This is a genomic window from Vibrio sp. 10N.222.52.B12 (assembly GCF_002875385.1).
Taxonomy (GTDB): domain Bacteria; phylum Pseudomonadota; class Gammaproteobacteria; order Enterobacterales; family Vibrionaceae; genus Vibrio; species Vibrio jasicida.
In genome coordinates, this window is record NZ_MDAW01000098.1 from 101,505 (window position 1) to 123,353 (window position 21,849).

Here is a 21,849-nt window from a genome sequence, read left to right on the forward strand (position 1 = left end):
CGACAAATCGACAAATCGACATCACCGAGAACGCGTTCATGGGATAGATCGCCAGATAACTCTGCTTTGCAAATTTGCAGGTTTTTATAAAACACACCTTTCGTTGCTAGGTCAATTCGTTATGATGAATCCTAGTTCAGTAGTCGAAACGCGAGGGTTGTGTGTTAGTAGAACAGTGGATAGACATCGAAGGTGACGAGCTGTATTGCTTGTCTACTCCAATTATAGAATCTCAAGAAACATTAGTGCTTATCCATGGTTTGGGGGAATCACATTTGTGCTTCGCCGATGCTCTGGATTGGCTACCTAATTACAACCTAGTCATGTTTGATTTATGTGGTTATGGTTATTCTCCAGCTTCCAATATATCTCATGCAACGGATGTTCAAGCCAAACGAATTTTAAAGGCTTTAGAGGAGTTAGATATAAAACAATGCTTCCTTCTGGGGCATTCTTGGGGTGGTGATACATCTACTTTAGTGTGTCACTACGACAGTAAAGGCGTCATACGCGGCTTCATTAATGCTGAAGGTGGATTGCATGAGGAGAGTATTATCTTATCCCAAATCATCGCTGAGCATTACGTGAAACTAAATAAGCCTGAATTCCAAGAGTGGGTCAAAGGAGAAGGTTTTGCAAAGCGTTTTGCGATGTCTTGGAAGCATGGAGCAGGTATAAAATACCTTTCCTCATTGAGGCGGTGTGAACCAATAGTATTGGGTGAAACGGCCAGTGAGATTTATGCGCAACACAATACAAAGGATGGAAGAGGTGTTGTGGAGTGGGGGCAAATCTATGAGAACTTATCGATTCCAAAAGTTTATTTTTGGGGAACACAGAGTTTAGCGGGATGCCATCGTGCAATCGATTTTATCTCTTCGATTAACAATGTTGCATTCGAAGGTGCTAACCATTGGGTTCAGAACGACCCTAAGACTTTTTATGCCGAGATCGATAAGTTTATTACTGCGACTGTGAGCTAGTATTATTTACAAGGTCGTGAAGCCTTGAAAGAGGCTTCTCTTCGTCCGCTCTTTTCGAATTTAGCACGCCATACTTGTGAACGACATTCACATTTAATGATCTTGTAGCACGAAGATAGTGGTATCAGTTTTAAGTCGATCATACGCTGCGCCAGTTGTAACAATTTGTAACTGTAGGTGTATGTATGGATGCGTTTTTCTTGTCACAGGTACTCGTAGCAATTGCTATTTGTTTCGATTTGTTGTCGTTTCAATTTAAAGAGAGAAAGAAGATTGTTGCCAGCTTATTCTGTGCAGGCGTTTTAATATCAAGTCACTTTGCATTATTAGAACAATGGACAGGGGCTTCTTTAATGGGTATCGCTACTTTGCGTTATCTGACCAGCATCTTCTCAACATCCTCAAAGTTAAAGTACTTCTTCTGCGGAGCGTCTGTTATTGCGACGGGAATGACATTTACGGGTGTGACAAGCATCGTGAGTTGTTTTGGTTCTGTCTTTCAAACAGTGGCGGCATTTCAAGAGGATGATCGTCGCTTGCGTCAGCTGATGATTGTCGGCACATCCTTCTGGTTGCTTCACAACTACCTTATTGGCTCACCAACAGCCGTACTAATGGAAGTTCTGTTTATCTCCAGTAATCTTGTGGGTTATTACCGCTACTATGTTAAGAAACCTCAACTGGCATGATGATGTGATTTAATGTTATCTATGTCATAAACACGAGATATATAAACGCCAAGGGAGAAGGTGATGGAATCGGTCATCAAGCAGGCAATCGAGTTACGTAAAGCATCAAAGTTTCAGGAATCTAGATCGTTACTCACTCCGTTATTTAGTGATGAAAACTACGCTGCAAAAGCACACCTGCATATTGCTTGGTCATACGACAATGAAGGCAAAGAGCAAGAGGCTATTGAGCACTATACGGCGTCTGTTGCGGGGATACTTACTGTCGATGAAAGGTTTGATGCCTTATTTGGTTTAGCGAGTACCTACCGTAGTCTTGGAAAATACCAAGAAGCACTGAGTTACTTTGAGCAAACCATAAATGAGTACCCAAATGCGCTCGAAGTTCAACCGTTTTACGCGATGTGCTTATACAACCTCGGTCGCCATAAAGAAGCGACTTCGTTGTTATTAGAGTTGCTGCTTTCAACCACGAACAGTGAGGCGATTAAAGAGTATCAGCGTGCGATATCTCTTTATGCAAAAGACTTAGACAGAACATGGTAAAAGTAGATAGTTAGTGAAACAGACAATGGCACAGGCGATCTAAAAGATCTCCTGCTTTTTATCTTTGATATAGAAATAGACGCTGATAGCGATGAACAAGAACGTGAAATAGTAGAAGAACGAAGACAGCGATGCGATAAAGTCGATGTGTTGTTCTATCTGTGCTTCGGTGTAGTTTTGCGAGAGCAGTTTGTAGTAGTAGGCATAGAGCATACCTATCAAGCCGTAACCCAAGTTAAACATCAAACCTTTGAAGCTTAATACTGTTGCTCGGTTGTGAGATTCTGTTTTCTTGTTCAAGTGATAGCTGATGAAAATGTTCATCGTCATGATAATAAAGATCAGAATCAGCGCAGGAATCACCCCGTATATAGACCAGCCTAAGCTTATCCAGTAATAGGTGGCCATCGTTGCGATGCCCATGACTAAAATGAACGTCTTCGGTGCCATGCTCTCTGCCAAACGGCGGCTTTGGCCAGCTAAGATAATCTGCAAGAGGCTAATGCCAGCGCCGATTAAACCAAAGTAAATAATTGGAATATCAATCGCACGGTAGTACTGACTGTTCATGGTCAAAAACATTCGTGAAGTGTGCTCGAACAAACTGTAGTAGAGCAGAATGAACAGTACGTAAGGCGTAGACAATACCCACTTGGCGGTGTTGAGTGTGAGCTTCATGCTGGCCATGGTTGAAGCTAACTTGCTTTCACTGCTTGGTATTACCTTTTTCTCTTCTCTCATGCTGAATGCGGCGTAGATAGCGATCAACGCAACAAACAAAGTCGCGTAAACAGGGATGCGCATGATGTCTTGTGTGGTTTCTGGCCTGTCGAATCCAAGGAACTGATACACGTTGGCCATAAAGTTCACGTCGTACATGGCAGCACCCACAAGTGTGACCACAATACCAACGCTCGAAGCAATACGAAGTTGAATCTGCAACACTCTCGGCCACAGCTCTTCCTTGCCTTGCTCTTTCAATGTGTCGTAAGCCAGCGCTTCATCCGCACCACTTGCTAACGCCATCGCTAAGCCGCTCAGCACTCGGTTAATCAAAAACACAACGAAAACAAAAGTGGGATTCCCTGTAGGGACAAAGGCGATCATTGCGATTTCGATGAACATGACGATGGAGGACAACACCACCAGTCGTTTTCGCCCCAAGGTATCGGCAAAAGCGCCGGAAGGGACTTCCGCAAGTACAATCGTAGCTGCCCAAACAACATTGAGCATGGCGAATTGAGACAGCGTCAATCCGTAATCCAAATAGAGCAAGGTGAATACGGGGTAATAGAAGCGCGCAAAGTAACTGCTTCGGAACATGAGGAAGCAGCGAACGTTACGGATTTTAAGGATTTCTTTCAGCGTCATGAAACATTCAGCAATATGAATAACATAACGTTATGTATAAACCTTTTTTAGATTGATGGGAAAGGTTTGTGCTTTGAAATCGCGAGATTTTTCTGAATAGTCGCTATTCCTTAGTTAACGACTCAACGCGTCACCCAGTGGACGAAAATACGCTTGAAGCGCTTCATATATCGCGTCTCTGTGTGCGATATCTGGGTAAAGAGGCAGGTTGTCCGTCTTTGTTGTGCCAGAAACTAGGTATGCGTTTTCTATACCGGAACAAGACTCCACAACGGCTTCAAATGCTCGTGCCATCATCTCGGTGGGTTGCGAAAAGTAGCTCGACCCCATCGCTTGGTCTGCTTTTACACTTCGGGATACATAGTCATGTCTATCTTGTCCGTCTGGCGTGAGCAATGTGGCGTCAAAAATCTTCAGTAATCGCTCGTTGAGTGGGTGCGGGAAATGATCCGCATTTTTCAACCAGCAATCACTCGCAAATAAGACTTGGCGCTGCGGCCCTGAACGATCGCCAATGTCGAAAGCTTTCTCGGCAATGTAATGATCGAACGCGTGCCAAAACTCATGAGCAAGCGCACCAGCACCTGCATTCTTTGCTAAGGCTAATTCACGTTGATTTGGTGCGTAATGTGCTTGAACCCCTTTGCGGCCACCAGTACCAAAAGCAAGGCTCAAATTACCACGAAGTCCAATCGCCGAAGGCGGTAGCGCAAGGATGTACGCTAAGTCTGCGAGAGAATCGAATATTAAGTTTGCCGCGAGATCTTTTTCTTCTTTGTTCACCCACTTACCAATACGAATTCCGCCGATGCCAAATGTCTCTTTGATGTCGACAAACGACACTTGGTCGCCATGGCGATAATCAGGGCCTTTACGCGTTTTGTATTTAAAACTGGTTAACTGCAAGACATGCCTCGAAGTGGTGCTGAAGGAGTGGAAACTTATACTCAAAACATAAGACGACAGATTATACCGCAATAGAAGGCAGAGTCAGAGATTTCGTCATATCTCGTTTTACGCAGGCTCGCGAACTTGTCCAATCCATCTACACTAAAATTAACACTCGTTTTATTCGCTTTGATTTTCAATAGCTTTGATGTGATTCCACCCAATGGAGTCGAGTCATCGAAATACGGATATTTTATGTGGCAAACATTTCTGGTTTTTAAGCATGATTGGGAGATTTCGCTGTGGACCCGTTAACGCAAGGGTTGGTTGGGGCGTCATTGTCTCTATCAGTAAGCAAAAAACAACACTTGGTGGCGGCAGGGGGCCTTGGAATGCTTGCTGGTATGGCCCCAGATTTGGACATATTGATTCGCTCTTCCAATGATCCGCTGCTGTTTTTGCAATATCACCGACAGTTCACCCACTCGTTGCTGTTTATTCCTATTGGCAGCTTGCTCTGTGCTTTAGTTCTCTATCCACTTTTTGCTAAAAGGCTTGGTTTATCGTTCACACAAAGCTGGTGGTATTGTGCACTTGGCTACGCCACACACGGTTTATTGGATGCGTGCACTAGTTACGGAACTCAACTTTTGTGGCTGTTTACCAACGAGCGGTATGCGTGGAATACAGTTTCTGTTATTGACCCTGCATTCACGCTTCCTGTTTTAATCGGCGTCGTGTTTGTTTTGCTGAAAATTAACCCTTGGTATGCACGAATCTCGATAGTTTGGGCGTTTGCTTACCTTACGTTCGGCATGATTCAAAGAGACAGGGCAGAAGAAGCTGGATGGGAGCTTGCACAAGCAAGGCAACATGCTCCAGTGCGCTTAGAGGCCAAACCTACGTTCGCGAATAGTTTGGTTTGGAAAGTCATCTACGAAGCCGAGGGCCAGTATTACGTGGATGCCATAAGAGTAGGGACGACTACCAAAATCTATTCTGGAGAGTCGGTTGCCAAACTGGACGTCGGTAAAGACTTCCCTTGGTTAAGCTCAACATCGCAGCAGGCCTTAGATATTGAGCGATTTCGTTGGTTCTCTGATGGCTTTGTCGCGCGTGATCCAGACGATGAAAGGCGCATTATAGACGTGCGTTACTCAATGGTTCCAAACCAGATAAAAGCCTTGTGGGGCATTGAGCTTTCTCAATCCGCCGATGAAAACACCCATGTGGCCTACACGACACATCGAGACACTTCGCAAGAATCAAGACAAGCATTTATCGATATGCTGAAAGGCAACGACTAAGTGTGACTCAAGAGTAATTAAGCGCACTGAAAGTCTTTAATCAATGTTGGCTTTTTGGAGAAGAAAAGTTTGCTAAACAAGGATTTGTATTCCCAGCCAAGAGACAGCAGTCTTTTTGCTAGGTTCTTGTTTTCAATGATGGCAACTTCAACACCTTGATAGTGATACGGGTTGTTTCTTACGTAGTTGATAAACGCCGTTAAAACCCCTTGGCCACGTACCGAAGGATCAAAGTTGATCGACACAATGGAAAAGCGCTGACTCCCCACAGGACAACGGACAAAGCAGTAACCCAACGGGTGAGTAATGGTTTCTGAAAACTCAGGGAAAGGACGAGATTCGAAGTCCTTAGATAACTCATCGTATTGCTTACAGAGGTGATGAAAAAGTTGTTTTGCTTCGTTGTTCATAATGGCGTTACTTTGTATTACTGGATTTCACGGTAATTTTAACCACAGCCCGCACCACAAAATGCGGTGAACTTTTTCCAGATTGATTTCCTATTTTTGAAAGTAATGTAATTTCAAATGAAGATTCATAATTTCTATATGGAATAGAAAAAGCAGAACTTGCTACTCTGAAATTGAAAGAGCTAGACAGGAAAATAGTTAGATGAGACGGTAATAGTTAGAAGTAAAGGCAATGGCTTGATGGAATTAAATATGACGAACGGTACGGCACTCATTCTTTATTCTTTGCACAATTGCCCCTACGCGATTCGTGCAAGATTTGCGTTGCTCAAAGCCCAGCAATGCGTGCTTATTCGTTCTATCAAACTCGATAACAAGCCATCAGAAATGCTAGAGGTTTCGCCGAAAGGCAGTGTGCCTGTACTAGTCATTCCCAACCGTTCTCAAATGGACACTACACCTCAAAAACAGATACTTGAAGAAAGCTTAGACATTATGGTTTGGGCGCTTTCTGAATGTGATCCGCATGATCTTTTGAATAGCAGCCATCCAGAAGCATTGCCTAAAATGCTCGAAGTGATTGGAGAGTTTGAATCGCACTTTGTACCCGCGATGAACGCTTTTGGATGTGCGAAGCGTTACCATGAAGATAATGCAGATGAACTGCGTAAAGAGTGTGAAAGGGGACTCATCAAGCTTGAGTCTCTTTTGACGCAGCACTCCTTTTTGTTTTCAGAGCGAGAAAGCTTGGTCGATATCGCAATTCTGCCTTTCATCCGTAAGTACGCCCGCATCGATAAACAGTGGTTTAGACAAAGCCCTTACCCAAACTTAAAAGCGTGGCTGAATGGTTATATTCAAAGTCCTCAGTTCTCCAAAGTGATGAAAAACTATGACTTGTGGTTAGACACTCGGGAGGAGCAATACTTTGGCAATTAAGCGCTGTTCTTAAGGCTATTTGGGCGGAATCGTCGAGCGCATCTTCACTTTTGCAATATTAGCTTACTGCCTCATCCATTGACGATCACACCTACGACGCGCATCCTTTTACGTTCACTCAGGGCCAAGGCTCTTAATTAGCAAACAACTCGATAGCTGCGTTTAGTACGCAGTGCTTGAATTTAAAAGGTAGCGCGTATGAACAAGATTGTTATGTTGGTGATGGGGCTGCTTTTTACCAGTCGTTTGTTTGCAAGTATTGTCCCTCACGCAAGCCAACTTGAACACGATGCGCCCATTCTTCTTCGTTCTGTGTTGCTAGTCGGTGTCGCAGGCTTCCTGATCTGGAAAGTGGTTCAGTACTTTCAAAAAAGCAAATCCTCAGAGTAACGCGCTGCTACTAGGTTTTATCTGCACATCCAAACAAATAAAAAGTGGTAATTGAAATCACAGCCCTTAGAATGCGCAAACTAAAAGTTAATAACTGATGTAGAGTGATTTTATGCTTCGTGATTACACATTCGATTGTCTTGTGACTATGCCGCGCCATGAACTGGAAGAGTTTAGTGCTCGCATGATCAGTAAAATGGTGCCAGAAGATGTGATGAACGAGCTGTTTACCTTCGACCAAGAAGAAGTAGACAGTGAAGACCGCATGTTGTCAGCGCGCCTAGATGCGATGTTACGCATGACCGCAATCGCACTAAGTGAAATTCAGCAAGCGTTTGATGATTCGGACAACGCGAAGCAAAACAGCGAGCGTATGACGCGTCTTGTGCTTTGGCACTTCTACGCAATTTCATTCCGTCTAGAAGAAGCCATCACACTTGAAACGCACTGTGAGCAAGTAGAAAAGCTGCTACAAAACACACCGACAGACGTATTCGCATGGGTGAAGACGCTAACAGAGCTTCTACACACGTACGCGGAAATCAACGCGAAGGAAAACCCAGAAGGCTAAGTCTTACTGAGGATAAAAGATATAGCATGAAAGGCGAGCCAACTGGTTCGCCTTTTTCGTGGGAAAACCACATTGTTGTATCGTCAAGCATTTGAAGGAATACACTTTACTATAGAGACCTTCCGTCCGTTGGAGTGTTGCTTAGTTTGTAAAATAAATGGAACCCAATCTTTAAAGCATTCTATGGAATCTAGATCGACAGGCTGCCCCCAGGAAGTAACAAATATATTTTGTTCGATAATGGAGGATGGTTTAGATATGTTCGCTGATAATTCAGTTGTTGAGCAGCCCGATACTAGCGCAGTGCCGAAGATTACTATGTTGAGTCTTGTCATTTCTTTCTATGCTTTTGGAGCGGACGGGCATAGTACAATTTGTGTCGCTTTCTCAAGTTAGCATTTCATATTTAATACAGGTGTTAATGCTGATTCGGATCAGTAAGTTGAACTCTGAACGAAGGCTCAAAGGCTGGTGGAGTTGATAATGACAAGCCAGAATCAACGCTCTATCCATTGGTAAAACTAGGACGGCGGTTCTTGTTGTTGATGTGTTGGCGAAAAGGGATTGAAAACAAAGCCCGCTGAAATTTGCGGGCTTTATTGAAGGTTACTCTAAGTGCTTAAACTGCAACGCAACAAGGCGCTGATAGAGTTCACAGCTTTGCATTAGCGACTGGTGGTTGCAAAGGTCAATCAACTCGCCGCCGTCTAACACCGCAATTTTATCGGCGTGCTGGATTTTCGACAGACAACACTATTCCAAAGATCTATGTAGTCCAAAAATTAAGAATTATTCAAATGAAGATGCCTCTAAAGTACATCTGCATTGATAGTACAGAATGTAGTATATAGTATCATCTCAAATGCAACTGATTGGTTATGTGGTGTGATGCGTATAATTGAGAGTCCCTCATCGCAAGTGCTTGTTATTTTCCTCTTATCTTTTGCATTTGAAGCCTATGGATTGGAGAGAGAAATGTTTAAAAAGGAAACCGTCGAGCTATTTCCAGCAGTAAGTGGACGGATCACTGACAATGGCAAACCGTTGGTTGGTATTAAGCTGAAGCGAAGTTATGAGTTTATCGATATAACGGATGGTGAGATTCACGACTATACAACAACCGATAGTGAGGGGCACTTTAGCTTTCCAGAGCTAACTATGCAATCACTTCATGCTAACAACCCATTGAGAACCAATGTTATTTGGCAAGGTATTCGTATTGACGCTAATCGAAACAATACGAATAAGGATGAAACTTACCTTTGGGATGCAAACTCTCGTGGTGTAACACATAACTCTTATTTTTCTGAAATGCTCTCGGAATTAAACTGTGACTTAGCTAACGAGGAAGAAATTGTTGATATTTACAACTCTGATTTTCCAAGTGGGGTAGTTAATTACACGATCGTAAGCATCTGCAGGTGGCCTGTTCGCTCAGAAATAGAGAAAAAGAAAGCTGCTGATATTGAAGCGTTTGGTGAACTTCAAGATCTAGAAAAATACGGCAACATTAATGGACTAATTTAAGGGATTAAAATGGGAACTCTTTCTCCAAAGCTAGCCTCGGAACTTGCTTTTTTCGCATATTCTATACGAGAGCAACAGCGTAGTGTCACCCCTCCACCTTCTGTTCGTAGGTATTTTAAAAGTAAAGATAATCTGACTAGTAAAACGGGAGGCTATCTTTTCAATAAAGAGACGGGGTTTGCAGCGTTAGGTTACGGTGATGGTCCATATAGTAGAGACGCTATTATCGCTATTCGCGGAACTAAAATGACATCAGGTCATGATTGGGGAACTAACTTACAAATTGGTTTGAAAGGGAGTGCCAATGGACAAGCAGTTCATGCTGGCTTTCAGCGTACATTTTCATTGTTACGCCCACAATTACAAAAGTTTTTAGATGAATGGCGAAAAAATTCAAAGATAGGAACTGTGCATTGCATTGGACATAGTTTAGGCGGGGCTTTGGCTACGTTGACTGCCGACTGGGTCGCAACTAGCTCTTATAGCAATAACGTGAAACTGTACACGTTTGGTGCACCTAGGGTGGGCTTGTCAGGTTTTGCTAGTGCAAATACAAACAGAATCAATGATATTTATCGCTGTACGCATGGCGCGGATGTGGTGCCCAAAGTACCACTCTGGCCCTTTTTTCATTCGCCGTATAAAGGCTTTGAGTTTCGTCTCGACAGTGGGCAAGGCATTTGCACTAGCGCCCATGGCATGGATCCTGATCAAGGAGCTGTTCCAGGATATCTAGCGACAGCAAAGGGCGAAGATTGGCAGGAGTTACAAAGGGCGGCTAGTGATTTTCTTCTCCCAGTACGGCTGGATTATAATAAACGTAATCAGGCTAACTATAGTAATTTTTGGACTGACCGTTTAAGCGCTGCTTTAATCACCTTACTTAAGGATACTGGGTACTATTCGCTAGTTGCTGCTCAAGGAGCGATTAGCTCAGGTGCGACGCTGTACGACTTTATTGCACAAACGTTGGTAAAAATAGCTGAAGCAGGAAAAACAGCAGCATCCCAAGTAAAAGGATTACTTGGTCATATGTTGGTATTTTCAGGTGCGGCTAGCTCAATTGTTATAGATTTGACTTATAAAACAATTAGGCAGATTTTCAATAAGATGCTTAGACGTCTATATCGAGGTGTAAATGAGGCGATTAAGCGTTTTAATGGTTGAGCGGATTAATTTGAGATAGGGCAAACGCCTTAACAGTAACTTTTAGGACGTGCTCTTGCGATAGCGTACTTACTTTGTTTTCTAAATTAGAAGGTGCATAGATCGAGGAAGTTACGGGAGGCGATCCTCACAATAATGTTCGAAGTACTTAATTCCTTCAGCTTCCTGATTGCCGCAGGACTATACGTATTAACTTCGCACATTTGGTATTGTGAGGATTCGCTCTGTTGTTGTGGAGTGGCTTAGCAGTATTGTTTTACTTCTTAACTAATAAAAAGCCGCTGTTACTCCAAATGCTTAAACTGCAACGCGACAAGGCGCTGATAGAGTTCGCAGCTTTGCATTAACGACTGGTGGTTGCCAAGGTCAATCAACTCGCCGCCGTCTAACACCGCAATTTTATCGGCGTGTTGGATGGTTGAAAGTCGGTGAGCAATGATCAGTGTGGTACGGTCTTTCATCAATGCTTCAAGTGCTTGTTGAACATGATGTTCACTTTCACTGTCCAGCGCGCTGGTGGCCTCATCAAGCAAAAGGATTTTTGGATCTTTCAGAATCGCACGAGCAATCGCGATACGCTGTTTTTGACCGCCAGACAATCTCACGCCACGCTCACCCAAAAAGCTATGGTAACCGTCCGGTAGCTTCTCAATAAACTCATGCGCGTGTGCTTTCTTCGCCGCTTCAATCACTTGCTCGTCAGTAGCGTCTGGATTGCCGTAACGAATGTTGTGGAATACATCGTGACTAAACAAAGCGGGTTGCTGTGGAACCAATGCCATTTGACGGCGAAGATCATTCGGATCGAACTGTCGAATGTCTTCTCCACCAAACAATACTTGGCCTTGTTGTGGGTCGTAGAAGCGTTGCAGTAATTCGAATAAGGTCGTTTTACCAGCGCCAGAAGGGCCAACTAAAGCCAACACCTTACCTTTCTCGGCGGTCAGGTTTAACCCTTTGACAGCGGGTTGGTCGGGGCGAGAAGGGTAGTTGAAGTTCACTGAATCAAACGTCACTTCCGCTGGCATGTCATCGGTAATAGGAAGGTGATTGCTTGGTGCGCTGATGTTGCTTTCCACTTGAAGGATCTCAACCAGCCTTTCTGTTGCACCAGCGGCTCTTTGCAGTTCCCCCATGACTTCGGAAATCGTTGCCATGGAAGACGCAACCATGATGGCGTAGAACACAAATGCCGCTAGATCGCCGGCAGACATCTTGCCGTGAATCACATCACTTCCGCCGACCCAAAGCATGCCAGCAATGGCGCTGAACACGATAACGATAACACCAGAAATCAGAATCGCGCGCTGTTTTACTCGCTGTCTCCCAACTTCGTAAGCTTTTTCTACCTCGACAGCAAACGCCGCGCGTTCATGTTGCTCTGAGCTAAAGCTTTGAACCGTTTTGATGTGCTCAATCGCTTCGCCTGCATAGCTGCCGACGTCGGCCATGGTGTCTTGGCTTTGGCGTGATAGGGCACGTACTCGTCTTCCATAAACTAAAATCGGAACCAGTACGAATGGCACAGAAGCCAGCACAATCAAAGTGAGCTTAAAGTTGGTTGCGAACAACATGATGATCGCACCAACACACATAAGCGCGCTGCGCATCGCCATAGAAAACGACGAACCAATAATGCTTTGCAGCAACGTCGTATCTGTGGTGAGACGAGACATAATATCGCCGCTACTATTGGTCTCAAAATAACTAGGATGCAGCGTAATCACATGGTTAAACACCGCAAGACGAATGTCCGCGCTGACGCGTTCGCCCACAGAAGAAACCAGATAGAAACGGAAGAAAGTCCCCACTGCGATGCACAGTGTCACACCGACGATAAATTGAATCGCATTGGTGAGTTCTTGCAGTGATTGTTGAGCAAAGCCTTGGTCTATAAGAATGCGTACGCCGTAACCGACGGATAGCGTCAGGCTAGCTGTTGCGATGAGGGCAACTAAAGCCGCAGCAACGCGCCATTTATAAGGTGAAACGAAGGTGTTGAGTTTAAGAAGAATGCTGAGATTTTTATTATTTTTACTGCTCATGAGTGGCTCACAAAGCGTTATAGGTACTTGGCATAGTAAGCGACTTTGGTACGTGAAACCAGTGGTGAGTCAGATTCGATAAGAGAGAAATTCTTTGGCGGAGGCATTCAACCGATGAAACCTAATTTCTCACTTTTTATTATTGGCATATGCTAATTACAGGGCATAAAGTGACAGCCTAAGTAGATAAAGGAATTCACCATGTCAGTTGCTCGTCAAGTCTAACGCTTCTTTTCTTTGTTCTCTTTATTCATTCTGTTTTGTTCCACAGACAATCTCAATCGCAGAGGTACTTATGTCTATTCACGCTCCTAAAAACCACCAACATTGCGCAGTCTGCTGCCAGCCGTTTTTCAACGCACACGATACGATTCAATTTACGGCAATGCCGAGTGGTGGCGTGCAAGGGCAAATCGTGCCGACAGAAAAGGTTCAAGGTTATGAAGGCGTGATGCAAGGCGGTGCCATCAGTGCGCTGCACGATACTGCTATGACACACTGCCTTTTCGCACAAGATATCTGCGCTATGACGGCTAAGTTGGAGGTGCGCTTTATCAAACCTATCCCTCTCAATAGTTCTATCCGAGTGGAAGCACATTGCATCAAGAGTAAGCGAGGCATGTATTTGCTAGAAAGCGAAATCTATGTTGGTGAGCAGTGCTACTCAAAGGCAGAAGCCAAGTTTATGCGGCAGGCTGTTGATGTCTAATATTGCTAACTTTTTGAGTACAGCAGTAAGTCATGAGAAGAGTTTAAAAGGTGCGGTCGTAACGAAGGGATAGGGAGGTGAGTCAACCTATTTGGTCAACTCACACTCTTTACTTGTGTGGCAGTGAGTGAAGAACCTAAACAGCGATGAAGTTAATCCACATACGCCACAGAGCTTGGTTCTTTATAAATGCAGTCTACTTTTGTCACACTGCCACTCGAGTCTTGATATTGAGCATAGACGACCCATAGGCCGTTGGTTCGCGCGCCCATAACCGTAACCCGAGTATTTTCACCATAAGTTGAATTGTCCGTGCCAGACCCTCTACCAAAAGAGACTTGGAACTCCTTCTGGACAGCACGTTGTACTTCCATGCCGTTAAAGTCCCCCTTTGGTTGAACATGCAAAAACTCAAGCCCGCCTCCTTTTCCTTTACGGATTGCAAAGGTACAGCCGGTCAATTGAGTGGTTACCAAGTAGTCAGCAGCATCATAGTGGGTGACTTTAGAAATGGAGTCGGGTTTAAGTTGTTCAAACGGAGAAACGGGGATATGAATACATTGAAGTGCTTTCGCGTTTTTAACTAACGATTTTGGGCCAAGGCGGAAACGCATCTCCTTCATCTTAACCCCCTGATTTATCCCGAAAGCGGTATCGCCATGGCTATACAAGTAAAACCTCATAGCACCTTTCGTTTGGCCCGCGCTGGTAATGGATAGTGGGAAACGAAGTAAAAACTCCTCTAAATCTCGGTCTAAAACCTGAACAGCCTGATCTAACGTTTGTGGCATAACACAGTCCTTTGTTGTTATTTATAGATTGCGTGAAATCTTATTGATTATAGTTCACAGACATAAGCATATATGAACATATCGAATCCAATGAAATTTCTTCTTCTTTCATCGGTAGAACATGATATTGCTCGTAAGCAGGCACTGGTTATGTTGATGAAGTCGTCCGCTAGCAAAAAGATAATGTCGTTTCGCCATTTAAAAACATAAAGGTGAACCAAACCGTTCACCTTCATACTTTTATTGGTTGCTGATCCAACCTTAATCGATCATCGAGCTTAACGTAGGACTCAACTCTGGGGCTTGTGAGCGGTTTTTATTTGCTCGAAAAGCTCTTCGGCCTCCGCCGTCAACAATGAGTAGGTACGTATATCACCACGTCTTTGCGCTTGCATCGCTTGTTCAAGTAGCATTGAGTGGCGCTTTTTGAGTTTCTTGACAGAATTGTTTTTGAAGAAAGAAAACATAAATAAATCCTTTACTTAGAACCTTCCTTTAATACGCGTTTTGTCTGCGTTTGGTTCAAACCATAAACACCGTACTATTGTTTTGTTACGTCTTTCTTTTGTTCAATCTGCCGCCAAAGATGACAGTTTTTGACTGTTCTATGAGAGGGCTCTTGGGAAAATTTAGACTTACTTTGCCGATATGATTGCACCGTGGATCTCGACTAACGTCCCTGAACTGGCGAAATACAGCCTGACTTCGGGCTTGTTCTGGCTAATCGTATTGCTGGATGCAGTTGGCTGCAGGTCAATAATTCAACCTCGCAATTCAATCTAACGATGCCTACAGAAAAGTCCGGTATAGAAGCAACCATGCCGGACTTTTTGTATTCACCTTTTAAGCTTCATGTGCTTGGCGTTGCAGGTGTTCGATAAATACTGGTATCTTTTTCGCTAAATGCTTCCTCGACGCATAAAACGCATACAACACCAAATCTTCCGGTGTGTATTCCAATTCAATCACTTCCAAGCAGCCTGAATTTAAATCCTCTCGGCAAAACTCAGCAGGCAGAATCGCAAAGCCCAACCCAGCCAATGCACCGGACTTGGCAAGTTGTCCGCTGTTTACCTTAAATGAAGACTTCACTCTTTGAGTTATCATCTCTCCCTCTGGACTTTTGAAAACCCAGGGTGTTCCTTTTAAGGCAGTAAAGCTACTCACGCACGGAACGTGCCTCAAATCTGTGATTTGGTAAGGTTTTTGGCACGCTTTCAACAGGTTAGGTGAGGCGACGACAACACTCGGCCAGCGCTTAATCTCTTTGGCAATCCAATTGCTGTCTTCCAACTTCCCACGATGAAAGCTTAAGATGACGTCAAACCCATCTAGTAAGTCTTCTTTTGGGCTCAAGTTTGTTTCGCAGTTCAATGAAATTGAAGGGTGTTGAACACAAAAAGAGACGACTGCCTTTGCTAGCTCTGGAGAATCTGGCATCAGAACGTTGAGCTGGCCTATGACCGTTCTGGAATGTTGAGTTATGTCTTGAAGCGCATCATTCAGTGTGTCCAGTAGCGGCTGTGTACGTAAATAAAGGTGTTCACCGGCGTCTGTCGCGCAAATTCTTCGGGTTGTTCTATCAAACAATCGCACATCAAGTTGTTCTTCCAGTAAAGCAATATGCCGACTGACATTTGATGTGGGTAGGGACAAAAACTCAGCAGCTCTCTTAAAGCTATTGTTCTCATAGACGCAGTGGAAACTCTTTAGCCATTGTGGATCAATTTTATCGAGCATCCTAGTTAATCCCATTTTGTTGGATTATAAAGCCTATAAATCACACTTTATTACTGAAAATAGGTTTATACAATGCTTGCTAACGTGATTTTTGGATAAAGGTTCCCCCTATGAGTTGGTTAGAAAAGCTATTAGATAACAAGAGCATCATCAGTACGCGGAAAGTGTCAATTCCAGAAGGGGTATGGACCAAGTGTCCGTCTTGCGATCAAGTATTATATCGGCTTGCCCTCAAGGAGAACTTAGAAGTTTGCCCGAAATGCCAACATCATATGCGGATGTCTGCTCGACATCGTTTGGATAGCTTCTTGGATAAGGGAGAGTGGATAGAAATCGGCAGTGAATATGAGCCAAAAGATCTGCTCAATTTTAAGGATAAAAAGCGCTACAAAGAACGTATTGTCCTCGCTCAAAAGAATACCGGAGAGAAAGATGCGTTGATCACGATGAAAGGTGAGCTACTCGGTTTACCCATTGTCGCCTGTGCATTCGAGTTTTCTTTTATGGCGGGGTCGATGGGGTCAGTCGTAGGTGCTCGTTTTGTTGATGCCGTCGATACGGCAGTAAGAGATAATTGTGCACTAGTTTGTTTTTCAGCTTGTGGTGGTGCTCGTATGCAAGAGTCTTTAATGGCGTTAATGCAGATGGCAAAAACCAGCGCAGCATTGGCGCGGCTATCTCACGCACGCTTACCTTATATTTCGGTATTGACCGATCAAACGTTCGGCGGCGTCTCTGCAAGTTTAGCTATGCTGGGGGACATCAATATCGGTGAGCCAGAAGCAAGGATCGGGTTTGCTGGACGCCGTGTGATTGAACAAACCGTACGAGAAAAGCTACCGGATGGCTTTCAACAAAGTGAGTTCCTTCTGGAGCATGGCGCTTTAGACATGATTGTCGAGAGAAGTGATATGCGAAGGAGGATAGGTGGGTTAATCGCAAAACTGACCAATAAAAATATTCAACCTGAAGCGGAGTAAGTTTCTGTAGCGTATTTCGTCAGCGAAAGGCCAAGACAAAGAATTTTCGCCAATTTATAACTGGGTTTCTTTTCGTGTTTACGGTGAGCATGATCTTTGTTCTGCATAAATCATTCTTGAGCTGAATCTATGTCCAGTCGGAGGTTCCGCACGGAGGCATACGCAGAAAAGACATCGCGAAAATGCAGTTTACGCCTCCGTATTAACAAGTTACATTGTTGAAACTTTGATTCAAAGGACAGAACAATGAGTGCCCACCTAAAACAGCTTTGTCATACCCATCTCCCTGGTAATAAAGAAGATTCTCCAGCCGAACACTTTGCGAAAATGGCAAAGTGGTGCGAAGAAAACAACGTGAATCACGATGTCTACGGCGAGGGAGAAACGATTCAAGCGTTCGAGCAAAAGGTTGCTGATCTGTTGGGTTACGAGGCAGGGCTTTTTGTTGTAACAGGGACGATGACACAGCCAACGGTGCTTGAAATTGTCACAAGACAAAAGCGTAATCCTATTGTCGCCATGCACGCATCTAGCCATATTCCAGTGCATGAAAAACAAGGTTATCAGCTTCAACATCGCTTTAATATTCTGCCAGTAGGGAACCCTTACCAAACATGGAAGCTTGAAGATCTCACTGCGTGGCCGGATGAAATCGCAGCCGTTCTTTATGAACTCCCGATGCGTGAAATTGGTGGTCAGCTACCTTCATGGCAAGAACTGGAAGAAATCAAAGCGTACTGCGCCGAAAATGACATTCATCTCCACATGGATGGAGCAAGACTATGGGAAACCGCAGCGTACTATCAGAAAGAATACAGTGAGATCGCCGCTGGTTTTGATACGACCTATGTTTCACTCTACAAAGGCATCAACGGCATGGGCGGATCTATGTTGCTTGGCTCAAAGTCGTTCATTGAACTGGCTTCAATGTGGATGAAGCGACAAGGTGGCAACCTGTATCACAGAACACCTTATGTGGTGTCTGCGGCAATGCAGTTTGATGAAAGGTTGTCCCAAATGCCGGCTCTGTTTGAGCGAACAAAACAGCTCTACAAAATCATTGAAGAGTTCCCGTCTTTGGCGGTAAGACCGACTCAGCCTCAAGCAAACATGTTGCACCTTATCCTGCCATTTAGCTGCGAAGAGTTGAAAGAACTCCAGCACACGTTTGCCACGGAAAAGGGCATTTGGTTTGGTAACCCGCAAGTCACGGCACATCCAAATCAATCCATTGTTGAATGGTATGTTGGCGACTACCTGCTCAACCTTGATGATGACGAATTAAGGTCATTTTTCAATCAGTTACTCGGTAATAAGGCATAAACTTATCAATATGCGAGCTTATTAACACGTCACTGGCGTTACTTCATGTATTCTGAGGTCAAGCGAACAAGAGGATTTTATCAATGTCAAAAAGCTCCAAGCTTCACAATGAAGATAAACTGGTTAAAAAGGCACTAGAGATTGCCGGAAAGATGGCAAAGATGCAGGGCTTTGACCTTCCTCAGTCACCACAACCAGTAAGAGTAAAAGCGATTTACCTGTTCTTGGTTGATGCTAAACAGATCACGCCACTACCGGATAGCAAATTAGATGGCGCAAACATTAAACACAGACTGGCACTTTGGATTCACAGTGCGTTGCCAGACAACGACCCTCTAAAATAGAAAACCTGAAGAAATAACAACGATTATTAATTAAACAAGGCGAGTCAAATGGTTCGCCTTGTTTGATCTAGGCGTCAATAGCCGTTGGGATTGTCAATCACATAGACCCAACCACCATCCACATAGTGCATCACCTCTAATGCTGTTCCTTGAATGTTGTTACCTTGCGAAGCGTTCAATATTTCCCAATCAGATCGCACCATGGCAATGTCGTCATTAATGTGGATAGAAACGTTTTTGGTAAGCATGTCTACATCGCCATTCATGTAGCCTTTCAATACCTGCTTAATTTCTTCTCTACCTATGGCTTGATTACCTTCTTTATCTAAAACAAATACTGCGTCTGGGTGAAAAAGCGTACCTAATCCATCCAAATCTTTCTTTGCAAAATACTGCCCAAATAACGCATGTAACTCTGAGGGTGTTTGTGGTTTTGAATAAAGATCTTCAGCGTGTAAGCCAAGGGAGAGAAAAGAGATAAACAGTAAAACGTAACGCATAACTTCATCCTTTTGATATTGGCTTAGGCCGCAGTTGTGCCTCCGCCTTGTTGTGTTTTCACAATAGATAAGTCGGTTACAATTTAAAATTAGCTTCCTAAAGGTAACTAGTTACGCCTAGGTAACTATTGGTCTGCTAGGTCGCGTTTGATTACACTTACTTAGCAAAGAATGAATTGGGAAAAGACGATGCCGACGAAAGTAAACCATCGAGTACAGCCAGATGGCTATTGCAGTGTCGATAAATATTTAACGTTGATATCGACAAAGTGGACAGCGCACATCGTATGGTTGCTCGGGCAACAAGAAGAGATGCGATTCGGTCAAATTCGCAAACAGTTAGCACTGGTCTCAAGCAAAGTGCTTACTGAGCGTTTGAAGCTGTTGTCTGAGCATGGATTTGTGTGGCGAAAACAACAAGACACCATTCCTGTTACCGTGAATTATGGGCTAACCCAAAAAGGTAAAGAGCTTGCTGGCGTCGTTGAACTCATTGTCCAAAAAGCCGATGACTGGGACGCCTAGTAGGCGGTTTATCGTACCGTCGTCGTCTTTCGGTATCATTGATTTACAAAACAGAATCAAAAGGACTAAAGATAAGTCCCGAGAAGCGCTACAATGCACGCGTTGCGAGAGTGCAACCAAGATTACTCATTTACAGAAGCCTTGAAGTAACCATACATGTCTAAAGATTTCGAATTCACTACAGAATACACACTCGACAAACCTTTCTTTGCCGAGTGTTATGATCAAACTAGCCAGCCAACGAAGTTCCCACAAGCGTACCTAAAAGGGATATTGTTTCTTGTCTTTGGTGTGGTCTTATTGGAGTTTGAACTGCTACCTAACGGTTATGTGGGTTGGTTCTTTATCGTATTGAGTGTGATTGAAGCGTTCAGCGTGTACTGCAAGCGAACGTGGTGGCTGTGGCGTCAAACCATCAGCTCAAGCCGTGGCAGTAAAGTGGTGTTTGAAGTGAATGCAGACGGAGTACGCTACAAAAGCGGTAAAATCGATCGCAGCCTCGCTTGGAATGAAATCGACCAACTCGAACAAACCGATTTGGGCTTTATCCTTCACCTTGGTAAACAACGCCAATACATCAGCAAATCTTGCTTAAATGTAGAAGTCATCGCGTTTATGGTAGAGCAGCACGCGGCATCAAAAGCGAGCTAACAAATCCTTACTGACAAAAGAGGCGAGCCGTGCGGTTCGCCTTTTTTACTCTTAGGATTTGGTGTTCAGGGGGTAGCTCTGATTCAGACTCAAGGGCTGAATTACTACACTCGGCGTTTCCAATGGGGTCACTCCAGCGGTCCTGTTTGAGACTAGGAATCCCCCTAAGCGTGCTGTGGGAATCAAACCCGCATCGTCAGCTTGGAAGGAGGCGTAGTACGGTGTTTGTAAGAGCAATTGGTCATTAAATCTATTTAATATCAACTATTACGTGTCCTTGTTTAGTAGTACTCTTTCAGAAAATCCTTTCAAATCGCACCTACTAAAAACTTCAAGATCGAGACCATGCTCAACAAATTTATTTTTAAAAAAGTAATGATATTCGTCCGAATTAATCTCACAACTTAAACCAAGAAGATTATCTGAAATAAATTCATAGGGTTTCACATCAGAAAATCGAGCTTCTAGTAAGTAGTATTTTTTGCCATCTACAAAAATGTAAATGCCAATGTAGCTAGAGGATTCATGAAGGGCAGGTTCTTTAAACGTCTGATAGTGGTATGTGGGTTCGAAATCAAAATACCCCTTTTCTGACGTTATAGTTTCGGTGATATAACGGTTGTTAGAAAAAGCCGTGTGTAGATAAACTACCTCGCTAGTAAACGCTTTCCCGTTTAAGTGTAAGCTACCAGTGATCTCTGAGCTAAGTGTGTATTGAAACTTTTTTGATTTGAAGAAATTAAACATATCTGCGTTGCAACCTGTAGAGAGCAATAATATTGTGGCACTCATAAGGAAAACCAGTATTTTAGTCATTCGCTTGCCAATATCGTACATAGGTCAACCCATCCCCATGCGTGAGAAGATACTATGTTCTAATGATCTCAAGTGCTAGCCTATAACCGTCCCAGCTTTTAAATCAAGTCATGCTAAATCTTATATCTAGGCACACTTTAAAAAATAATGTAAATAATATTTCCATTACTTTCATGGTTGGCTTTGTTGTGCAATTCGTTTTCGAAGCGAGCAGCCTTATTTAGGTTGATACTAACCCAATACGGCAAGTTTTAGGCATACCAAGCCCATTTTCGCTTAAAAACTCACATCAACGTCCTTGGCTCGATGGCTGATACAACTGCAATGTGAGCAGCGAAGTTCGTCTTCAAACTAAAGCATCCTTTAAAATGAACTTATGGAATGACACCATTAGATACATGACTTATTGCTGTCTGACGACCACGATATCGAGAGTATTGAAGTCTCTTACCTTGGCGAAGGTAAATATGTCGCTGAGTTTGATGTCCGTTGGCGCGGTGATTTTAAGGATGGATCGTTTACTGATCTCACCGTAGCCCAACGTTGGGTGATGTACGAATCAGAACAGTTTGATCACCCAGTGATTGAAAACTACGTTGCGGTGGTAGAGAGCAATAACCTGACTGGTAATTAGGGG

General features: G+C 43.7%; 25 protein-coding genes. 16 read left to right on the plus strand and 9 right to left on the minus strand.

The features are described from left to right. Nucleotides 1–161: 161 nt before the first annotated feature. From BCT11_RS06065 to BCT11_RS06075, 3 genes are all read left to right on the plus strand, one after another. The gene (locus BCT11_RS06065) at nucleotides 162–983 is read left to right on the plus strand and encodes an alpha/beta fold hydrolase (protein WP_102387624.1); all 822 of its coding nucleotides are present in this window, start codon (nucleotides 162–164) and stop codon (nucleotides 981–983) included. A gap of 185 nt (nucleotides 984–1,168) precedes the next feature. Beyond that, on the plus strand, nucleotides 1,169–1,672 hold the full coding sequence (locus tag BCT11_RS06070) for a YgjV family protein (protein ID WP_045417948.1): 504 nt from the start codon (nucleotides 1,169–1,171) through the stop codon (nucleotides 1,670–1,672). A 63-nt stretch (nucleotides 1,673–1,735) separates the two neighbouring features. Beyond that, nucleotides 1,736–2,218 (plus strand): tetratricopeptide repeat protein, encoded by a 483-nt coding sequence (locus BCT11_RS06075; RefSeq protein WP_102387625.1) that lies wholly within the window; start codon nucleotides 1,736–1,738, stop codon nucleotides 2,216–2,218. Nucleotides 2,219–2,257: 39 nt separating this feature from the next. Here BCT11_RS06075 and BCT11_RS06080 read toward each other — a convergent pair whose 3' ends face one another. Together BCT11_RS06080 and BCT11_RS06085 are read right to left on the minus strand one after the other, a co-directional pair. Then, nucleotides 2,258–3,589, minus strand: a complete 1,332-nt coding sequence (locus tag BCT11_RS06080; RefSeq protein WP_102387626.1) for an MFS transporter — start codon at nucleotides 3,587–3,589, stop codon at nucleotides 2,258–2,260. A 114-nt stretch (nucleotides 3,590–3,703) separates the two neighbouring features. Continuing rightward, nucleotides 3,704–4,495 carry a CLCA_X family protein gene (locus tag BCT11_RS06085; RefSeq protein WP_102387627.1) on the minus strand — a complete coding sequence of 264 codons (792 nt, stop codon included), beginning with the start codon at nucleotides 4,493–4,495 and terminating at the stop codon, nucleotides 3,704–3,706. Between the two features lie 284 nt (nucleotides 4,496–4,779). Here BCT11_RS06085 and BCT11_RS06090 point away from each other — a divergent pair, with 284 nt between their 5' ends. Further along, nucleotides 4,780–5,784: a metal-dependent hydrolase gene (locus BCT11_RS06090; RefSeq protein ID WP_102387628.1), complete on the plus strand. Its 1,005-nt coding sequence runs from the start codon at nucleotides 4,780–4,782 to the stop codon at nucleotides 5,782–5,784. A 17-nt stretch (nucleotides 5,785–5,801) separates the two neighbouring features. Here the strand turns inward: BCT11_RS06090 and BCT11_RS06095 are convergent, their stop codons facing one another. Beyond that, complete coding sequence (locus BCT11_RS06095; protein ID WP_102387640.1) at nucleotides 5,802–6,194, minus strand: hypothetical protein; 393 nt, start codon at nucleotides 6,192–6,194, stop codon at nucleotides 5,802–5,804. A 252-nt stretch (nucleotides 6,195–6,446) separates the two neighbouring features. Between BCT11_RS06095 and BCT11_RS06100 the strand changes: the two genes are divergently transcribed. The 5 genes from BCT11_RS06100 (at nucleotide 6,447) to BCT11_RS06120 (ending at nucleotide 10,788) form a co-directional block, all read left to right on the plus strand. Continuing rightward, nucleotides 6,447–7,133: a glutathione S-transferase gene (locus BCT11_RS06100; RefSeq protein WP_102387641.1), complete on the plus strand. Its 687-nt coding sequence runs from the start codon at nucleotides 6,447–6,449 to the stop codon at nucleotides 7,131–7,133. Nucleotides 7,134–7,331: 198 nt separating this feature from the next. Continuing rightward, the gene (locus BCT11_RS06105) at nucleotides 7,332–7,523 is read left to right on the plus strand and encodes a hypothetical protein (RefSeq protein WP_009704524.1); all 192 of its coding nucleotides are present in this window, start codon (nucleotides 7,332–7,334) and stop codon (nucleotides 7,521–7,523) included. Nucleotides 7,524–7,635: 112 nt separating this feature from the next. Beyond that, nucleotides 7,636–8,094 (plus strand): hypothetical protein, encoded by a 459-nt coding sequence (locus tag BCT11_RS06110; RefSeq protein ID WP_009704523.1) that lies wholly within the window; start codon nucleotides 7,636–7,638, stop codon nucleotides 8,092–8,094. A gap of 975 nt (nucleotides 8,095–9,069) precedes the next feature. After that, the gene (locus tag BCT11_RS06115; RefSeq protein WP_042602833.1) at nucleotides 9,070–9,621 is read left to right on the plus strand and encodes a carboxypeptidase-like regulatory domain-containing protein; all 552 of its coding nucleotides are present in this window, start codon (nucleotides 9,070–9,072) and stop codon (nucleotides 9,619–9,621) included. A 9-nt stretch (nucleotides 9,622–9,630) separates the two neighbouring features. Continuing rightward, complete coding sequence (locus BCT11_RS06120) at nucleotides 9,631–10,788, plus strand: lipase family protein (protein WP_102387643.1); 1,158 nt, start codon at nucleotides 9,631–9,633, stop codon at nucleotides 10,786–10,788. A gap of 284 nt (nucleotides 10,789–11,072) precedes the next feature. On the opposite strand, the gene BCT11_RS06125 is transcribed toward BCT11_RS06120, so the two are convergent. Next, a complete protein-coding gene (locus tag BCT11_RS06125; RefSeq protein WP_102387644.1) occupies nucleotides 11,073–12,833 on the minus strand; it encodes an ABC transporter ATP-binding protein/permease in 1,761 nt (586 codons plus the stop codon). 295 nt (nucleotides 12,834–13,128) lie between these two features. On the opposite strand from BCT11_RS06125, the gene BCT11_RS06130 reads away from it, so the two are divergent. Further along, nucleotides 13,129–13,542: a PaaI family thioesterase gene (locus BCT11_RS06130; protein WP_038870903.1), complete on the plus strand. Its 414-nt coding sequence runs from the start codon at nucleotides 13,129–13,131 to the stop codon at nucleotides 13,540–13,542. Nucleotides 13,543–13,694: 152 nt separating this feature from the next. Here BCT11_RS06130 and BCT11_RS06135 read toward each other — a convergent pair whose 3' ends face one another. From BCT11_RS06135 to BCT11_RS06140, 3 genes are all read right to left on the minus strand, one after another. After that, nucleotides 13,695–14,165: a hypothetical protein gene (locus tag BCT11_RS06135; protein WP_241908991.1), complete on the minus strand. Its 471-nt coding sequence runs from the start codon at nucleotides 14,163–14,165 to the stop codon at nucleotides 13,695–13,697. Between the two features lie 458 nt (nucleotides 14,166–14,623). Continuing rightward, on the minus strand, nucleotides 14,624–14,800 hold the full coding sequence (locus BCT11_RS27950; protein ID WP_009704518.1) for a DUF6435 family protein: 177 nt from the start codon (nucleotides 14,798–14,800) through the stop codon (nucleotides 14,624–14,626). 376 nt (nucleotides 14,801–15,176) lie between these two features. Beyond that, nucleotides 15,177–16,073, minus strand: a complete 897-nt coding sequence (locus BCT11_RS06140) for a LysR family transcriptional regulator (protein WP_198593922.1) — start codon at nucleotides 16,071–16,073, stop codon at nucleotides 15,177–15,179. Nucleotides 16,074–16,183: 110 nt separating this feature from the next. Here BCT11_RS06140 and accD point away from each other — a divergent pair, with 110 nt between their 5' ends. From accD to BCT11_RS06155, 3 genes are all read left to right on the plus strand, one after another. Further along, nucleotides 16,184–17,053, plus strand: coding sequence for an acetyl-CoA carboxylase, carboxyltransferase subunit beta (gene accD / locus BCT11_RS06145; protein WP_061034647.1), 870 nt, complete (start codon nucleotides 16,184–16,186; stop codon nucleotides 17,051–17,053). Between the two features lie 246 nt (nucleotides 17,054–17,299). Further along, a complete protein-coding gene (locus BCT11_RS06150; protein ID WP_102387646.1) occupies nucleotides 17,300–18,376 on the plus strand; it encodes a beta-eliminating lyase-related protein in 1,077 nt (358 codons plus the stop codon). Between the two features lie 83 nt (nucleotides 18,377–18,459). Then, nucleotides 18,460–18,720 carry a DUF5062 family protein gene (locus BCT11_RS06155; RefSeq protein ID WP_038870892.1) on the plus strand — a complete coding sequence of 87 codons (261 nt, stop codon included), beginning with the start codon at nucleotides 18,460–18,462 and terminating at the stop codon, nucleotides 18,718–18,720. A 74-nt stretch (nucleotides 18,721–18,794) separates the two neighbouring features. On the opposite strand, the gene BCT11_RS06160 is transcribed toward BCT11_RS06155, so the two are convergent. Continuing rightward, the gene (locus tag BCT11_RS06160) at nucleotides 18,795–19,220 is read right to left on the minus strand and encodes a nuclear transport factor 2 family protein (protein ID WP_054755281.1); all 426 of its coding nucleotides are present in this window, start codon (nucleotides 19,218–19,220) and stop codon (nucleotides 18,795–18,797) included. A gap of 189 nt (nucleotides 19,221–19,409) precedes the next feature. Between BCT11_RS06160 and BCT11_RS06165 the strand changes: the two genes are divergently transcribed. Both BCT11_RS06165 and BCT11_RS06170 read left to right on the plus strand, forming a co-directional pair. Beyond that, on the plus strand, nucleotides 19,410–19,745 hold the full coding sequence (locus BCT11_RS06165) for a helix-turn-helix domain-containing protein (protein WP_038878143.1): 336 nt from the start codon (nucleotides 19,410–19,412) through the stop codon (nucleotides 19,743–19,745). 156 nt (nucleotides 19,746–19,901) lie between these two features. Further along, nucleotides 19,902–20,396, plus strand: a complete 495-nt coding sequence (locus BCT11_RS06170; protein WP_102387647.1) for a YcxB family protein — start codon at nucleotides 19,902–19,904, stop codon at nucleotides 20,394–20,396. Between the two features lie 267 nt (nucleotides 20,397–20,663). On the opposite strand, the gene BCT11_RS06175 is transcribed toward BCT11_RS06170, so the two are convergent. Then, on the minus strand, nucleotides 20,664–21,233 hold the full coding sequence (locus BCT11_RS06175) for a DUF6795 domain-containing protein (RefSeq protein ID WP_061034651.1): 570 nt from the start codon (nucleotides 21,231–21,233) through the stop codon (nucleotides 20,664–20,666). Nucleotides 21,234–21,618: 385 nt separating this feature from the next. Between BCT11_RS06175 and BCT11_RS06180 the strand changes: the two genes are divergently transcribed. After that, entirely contained in the window at nucleotides 21,619–21,846 is a 228-nt protein-coding gene (locus BCT11_RS06180) for a hypothetical protein (RefSeq protein WP_241908992.1), read from the plus strand. Nucleotides 21,847–21,849: the final 3 nt, after the last annotated feature.

Excerpts from the sequence above, each read along its gene's own strand:
- BCT11_RS06070 (WP_045417948.1), top strand. The coding sequence starts at position 1,169 with ATGGATGCGTTTTTCTTGTCACAGGTACTCGTAGCAATTGCTATTTGT.
- BCT11_RS06075 (WP_102387625.1), top strand. The coding sequence starts at position 1,736 with ATGGAATCGGTCATCAAGCAGGCAATCGAGTTACGTAAAGCATCAAAG.
- BCT11_RS06080 (WP_102387626.1), bottom strand. The coding sequence starts at position 3,589 with ATGACGCTGAAAGAAATCCTTAAAATCCGTAACGTTCGCTGCTTCCTC.
- BCT11_RS06095 (WP_102387640.1), bottom strand. The coding sequence starts at position 6,194 with ATGAACAACGAAGCAAAACAACTTTTTCATCACCTCTGTAAGCAATAC.
- BCT11_RS06100 (WP_102387641.1), top strand. The coding sequence starts at position 6,447 with ATGACGAACGGTACGGCACTCATTCTTTATTCTTTGCACAATTGCCCC.
- BCT11_RS06105 (WP_009704524.1), top strand. The coding sequence starts at position 7,332 with ATGAACAAGATTGTTATGTTGGTGATGGGGCTGCTTTTTACCAGTCGT.
- BCT11_RS06110 (WP_009704523.1), top strand. The coding sequence starts at position 7,636 with ATGCTTCGTGATTACACATTCGATTGTCTTGTGACTATGCCGCGCCAT.
- BCT11_RS06115 (WP_042602833.1), top strand. The coding sequence starts at position 9,070 with ATGTTTAAAAAGGAAACCGTCGAGCTATTTCCAGCAGTAAGTGGACGG.
- BCT11_RS06120 (WP_102387643.1), top strand. The coding sequence starts at position 9,631 with ATGGGAACTCTTTCTCCAAAGCTAGCCTCGGAACTTGCTTTTTTCGCA.
- BCT11_RS06125 (WP_102387644.1), bottom strand. The coding sequence starts at position 12,833 with ATGAGCAGTAAAAATAATAAAAATCTCAGCATTCTTCTTAAACTCAAC.
- BCT11_RS06130 (WP_038870903.1), top strand. The coding sequence starts at position 13,129 with ATGTCTATTCACGCTCCTAAAAACCACCAACATTGCGCAGTCTGCTGC.
- BCT11_RS06135 (WP_241908991.1), bottom strand. The coding sequence starts at position 14,165 with ATGAAGGAGATGCGTTTCCGCCTTGGCCCAAAATCGTTAGTTAAAAAC.
- BCT11_RS27950 (WP_009704518.1), bottom strand. The coding sequence starts at position 14,800 with ATGTTTTCTTTCTTCAAAAACAATTCTGTCAAGAAACTCAAAAAGCGC.
- BCT11_RS06140 (WP_198593922.1), bottom strand. The coding sequence starts at position 16,073 with ATGCTCGATAAAATTGATCCACAATGGCTAAAGAGTTTCCACTGCGTC.
- accD (WP_061034647.1), top strand. The coding sequence starts at position 16,184 with ATGAGTTGGTTAGAAAAGCTATTAGATAACAAGAGCATCATCAGTACG.
- BCT11_RS06150 (WP_102387646.1), top strand. The coding sequence starts at position 17,300 with ATGAGTGCCCACCTAAAACAGCTTTGTCATACCCATCTCCCTGGTAAT.
- BCT11_RS06155 (WP_038870892.1), top strand. The coding sequence starts at position 18,460 with ATGTCAAAAAGCTCCAAGCTTCACAATGAAGATAAACTGGTTAAAAAG.
- BCT11_RS06160 (WP_054755281.1), bottom strand. The coding sequence starts at position 19,220 with ATGCGTTACGTTTTACTGTTTATCTCTTTTCTCTCCCTTGGCTTACAC.
- BCT11_RS06165 (WP_038878143.1), top strand. The coding sequence starts at position 19,410 with ATGCCGACGAAAGTAAACCATCGAGTACAGCCAGATGGCTATTGCAGT.
- BCT11_RS06170 (WP_102387647.1), top strand. The coding sequence starts at position 19,902 with ATGTCTAAAGATTTCGAATTCACTACAGAATACACACTCGACAAACCT.
- BCT11_RS06175 (WP_061034651.1), bottom strand. The coding sequence starts at position 21,233 with ATGTACGATATTGGCAAGCGAATGACTAAAATACTGGTTTTCCTTATG.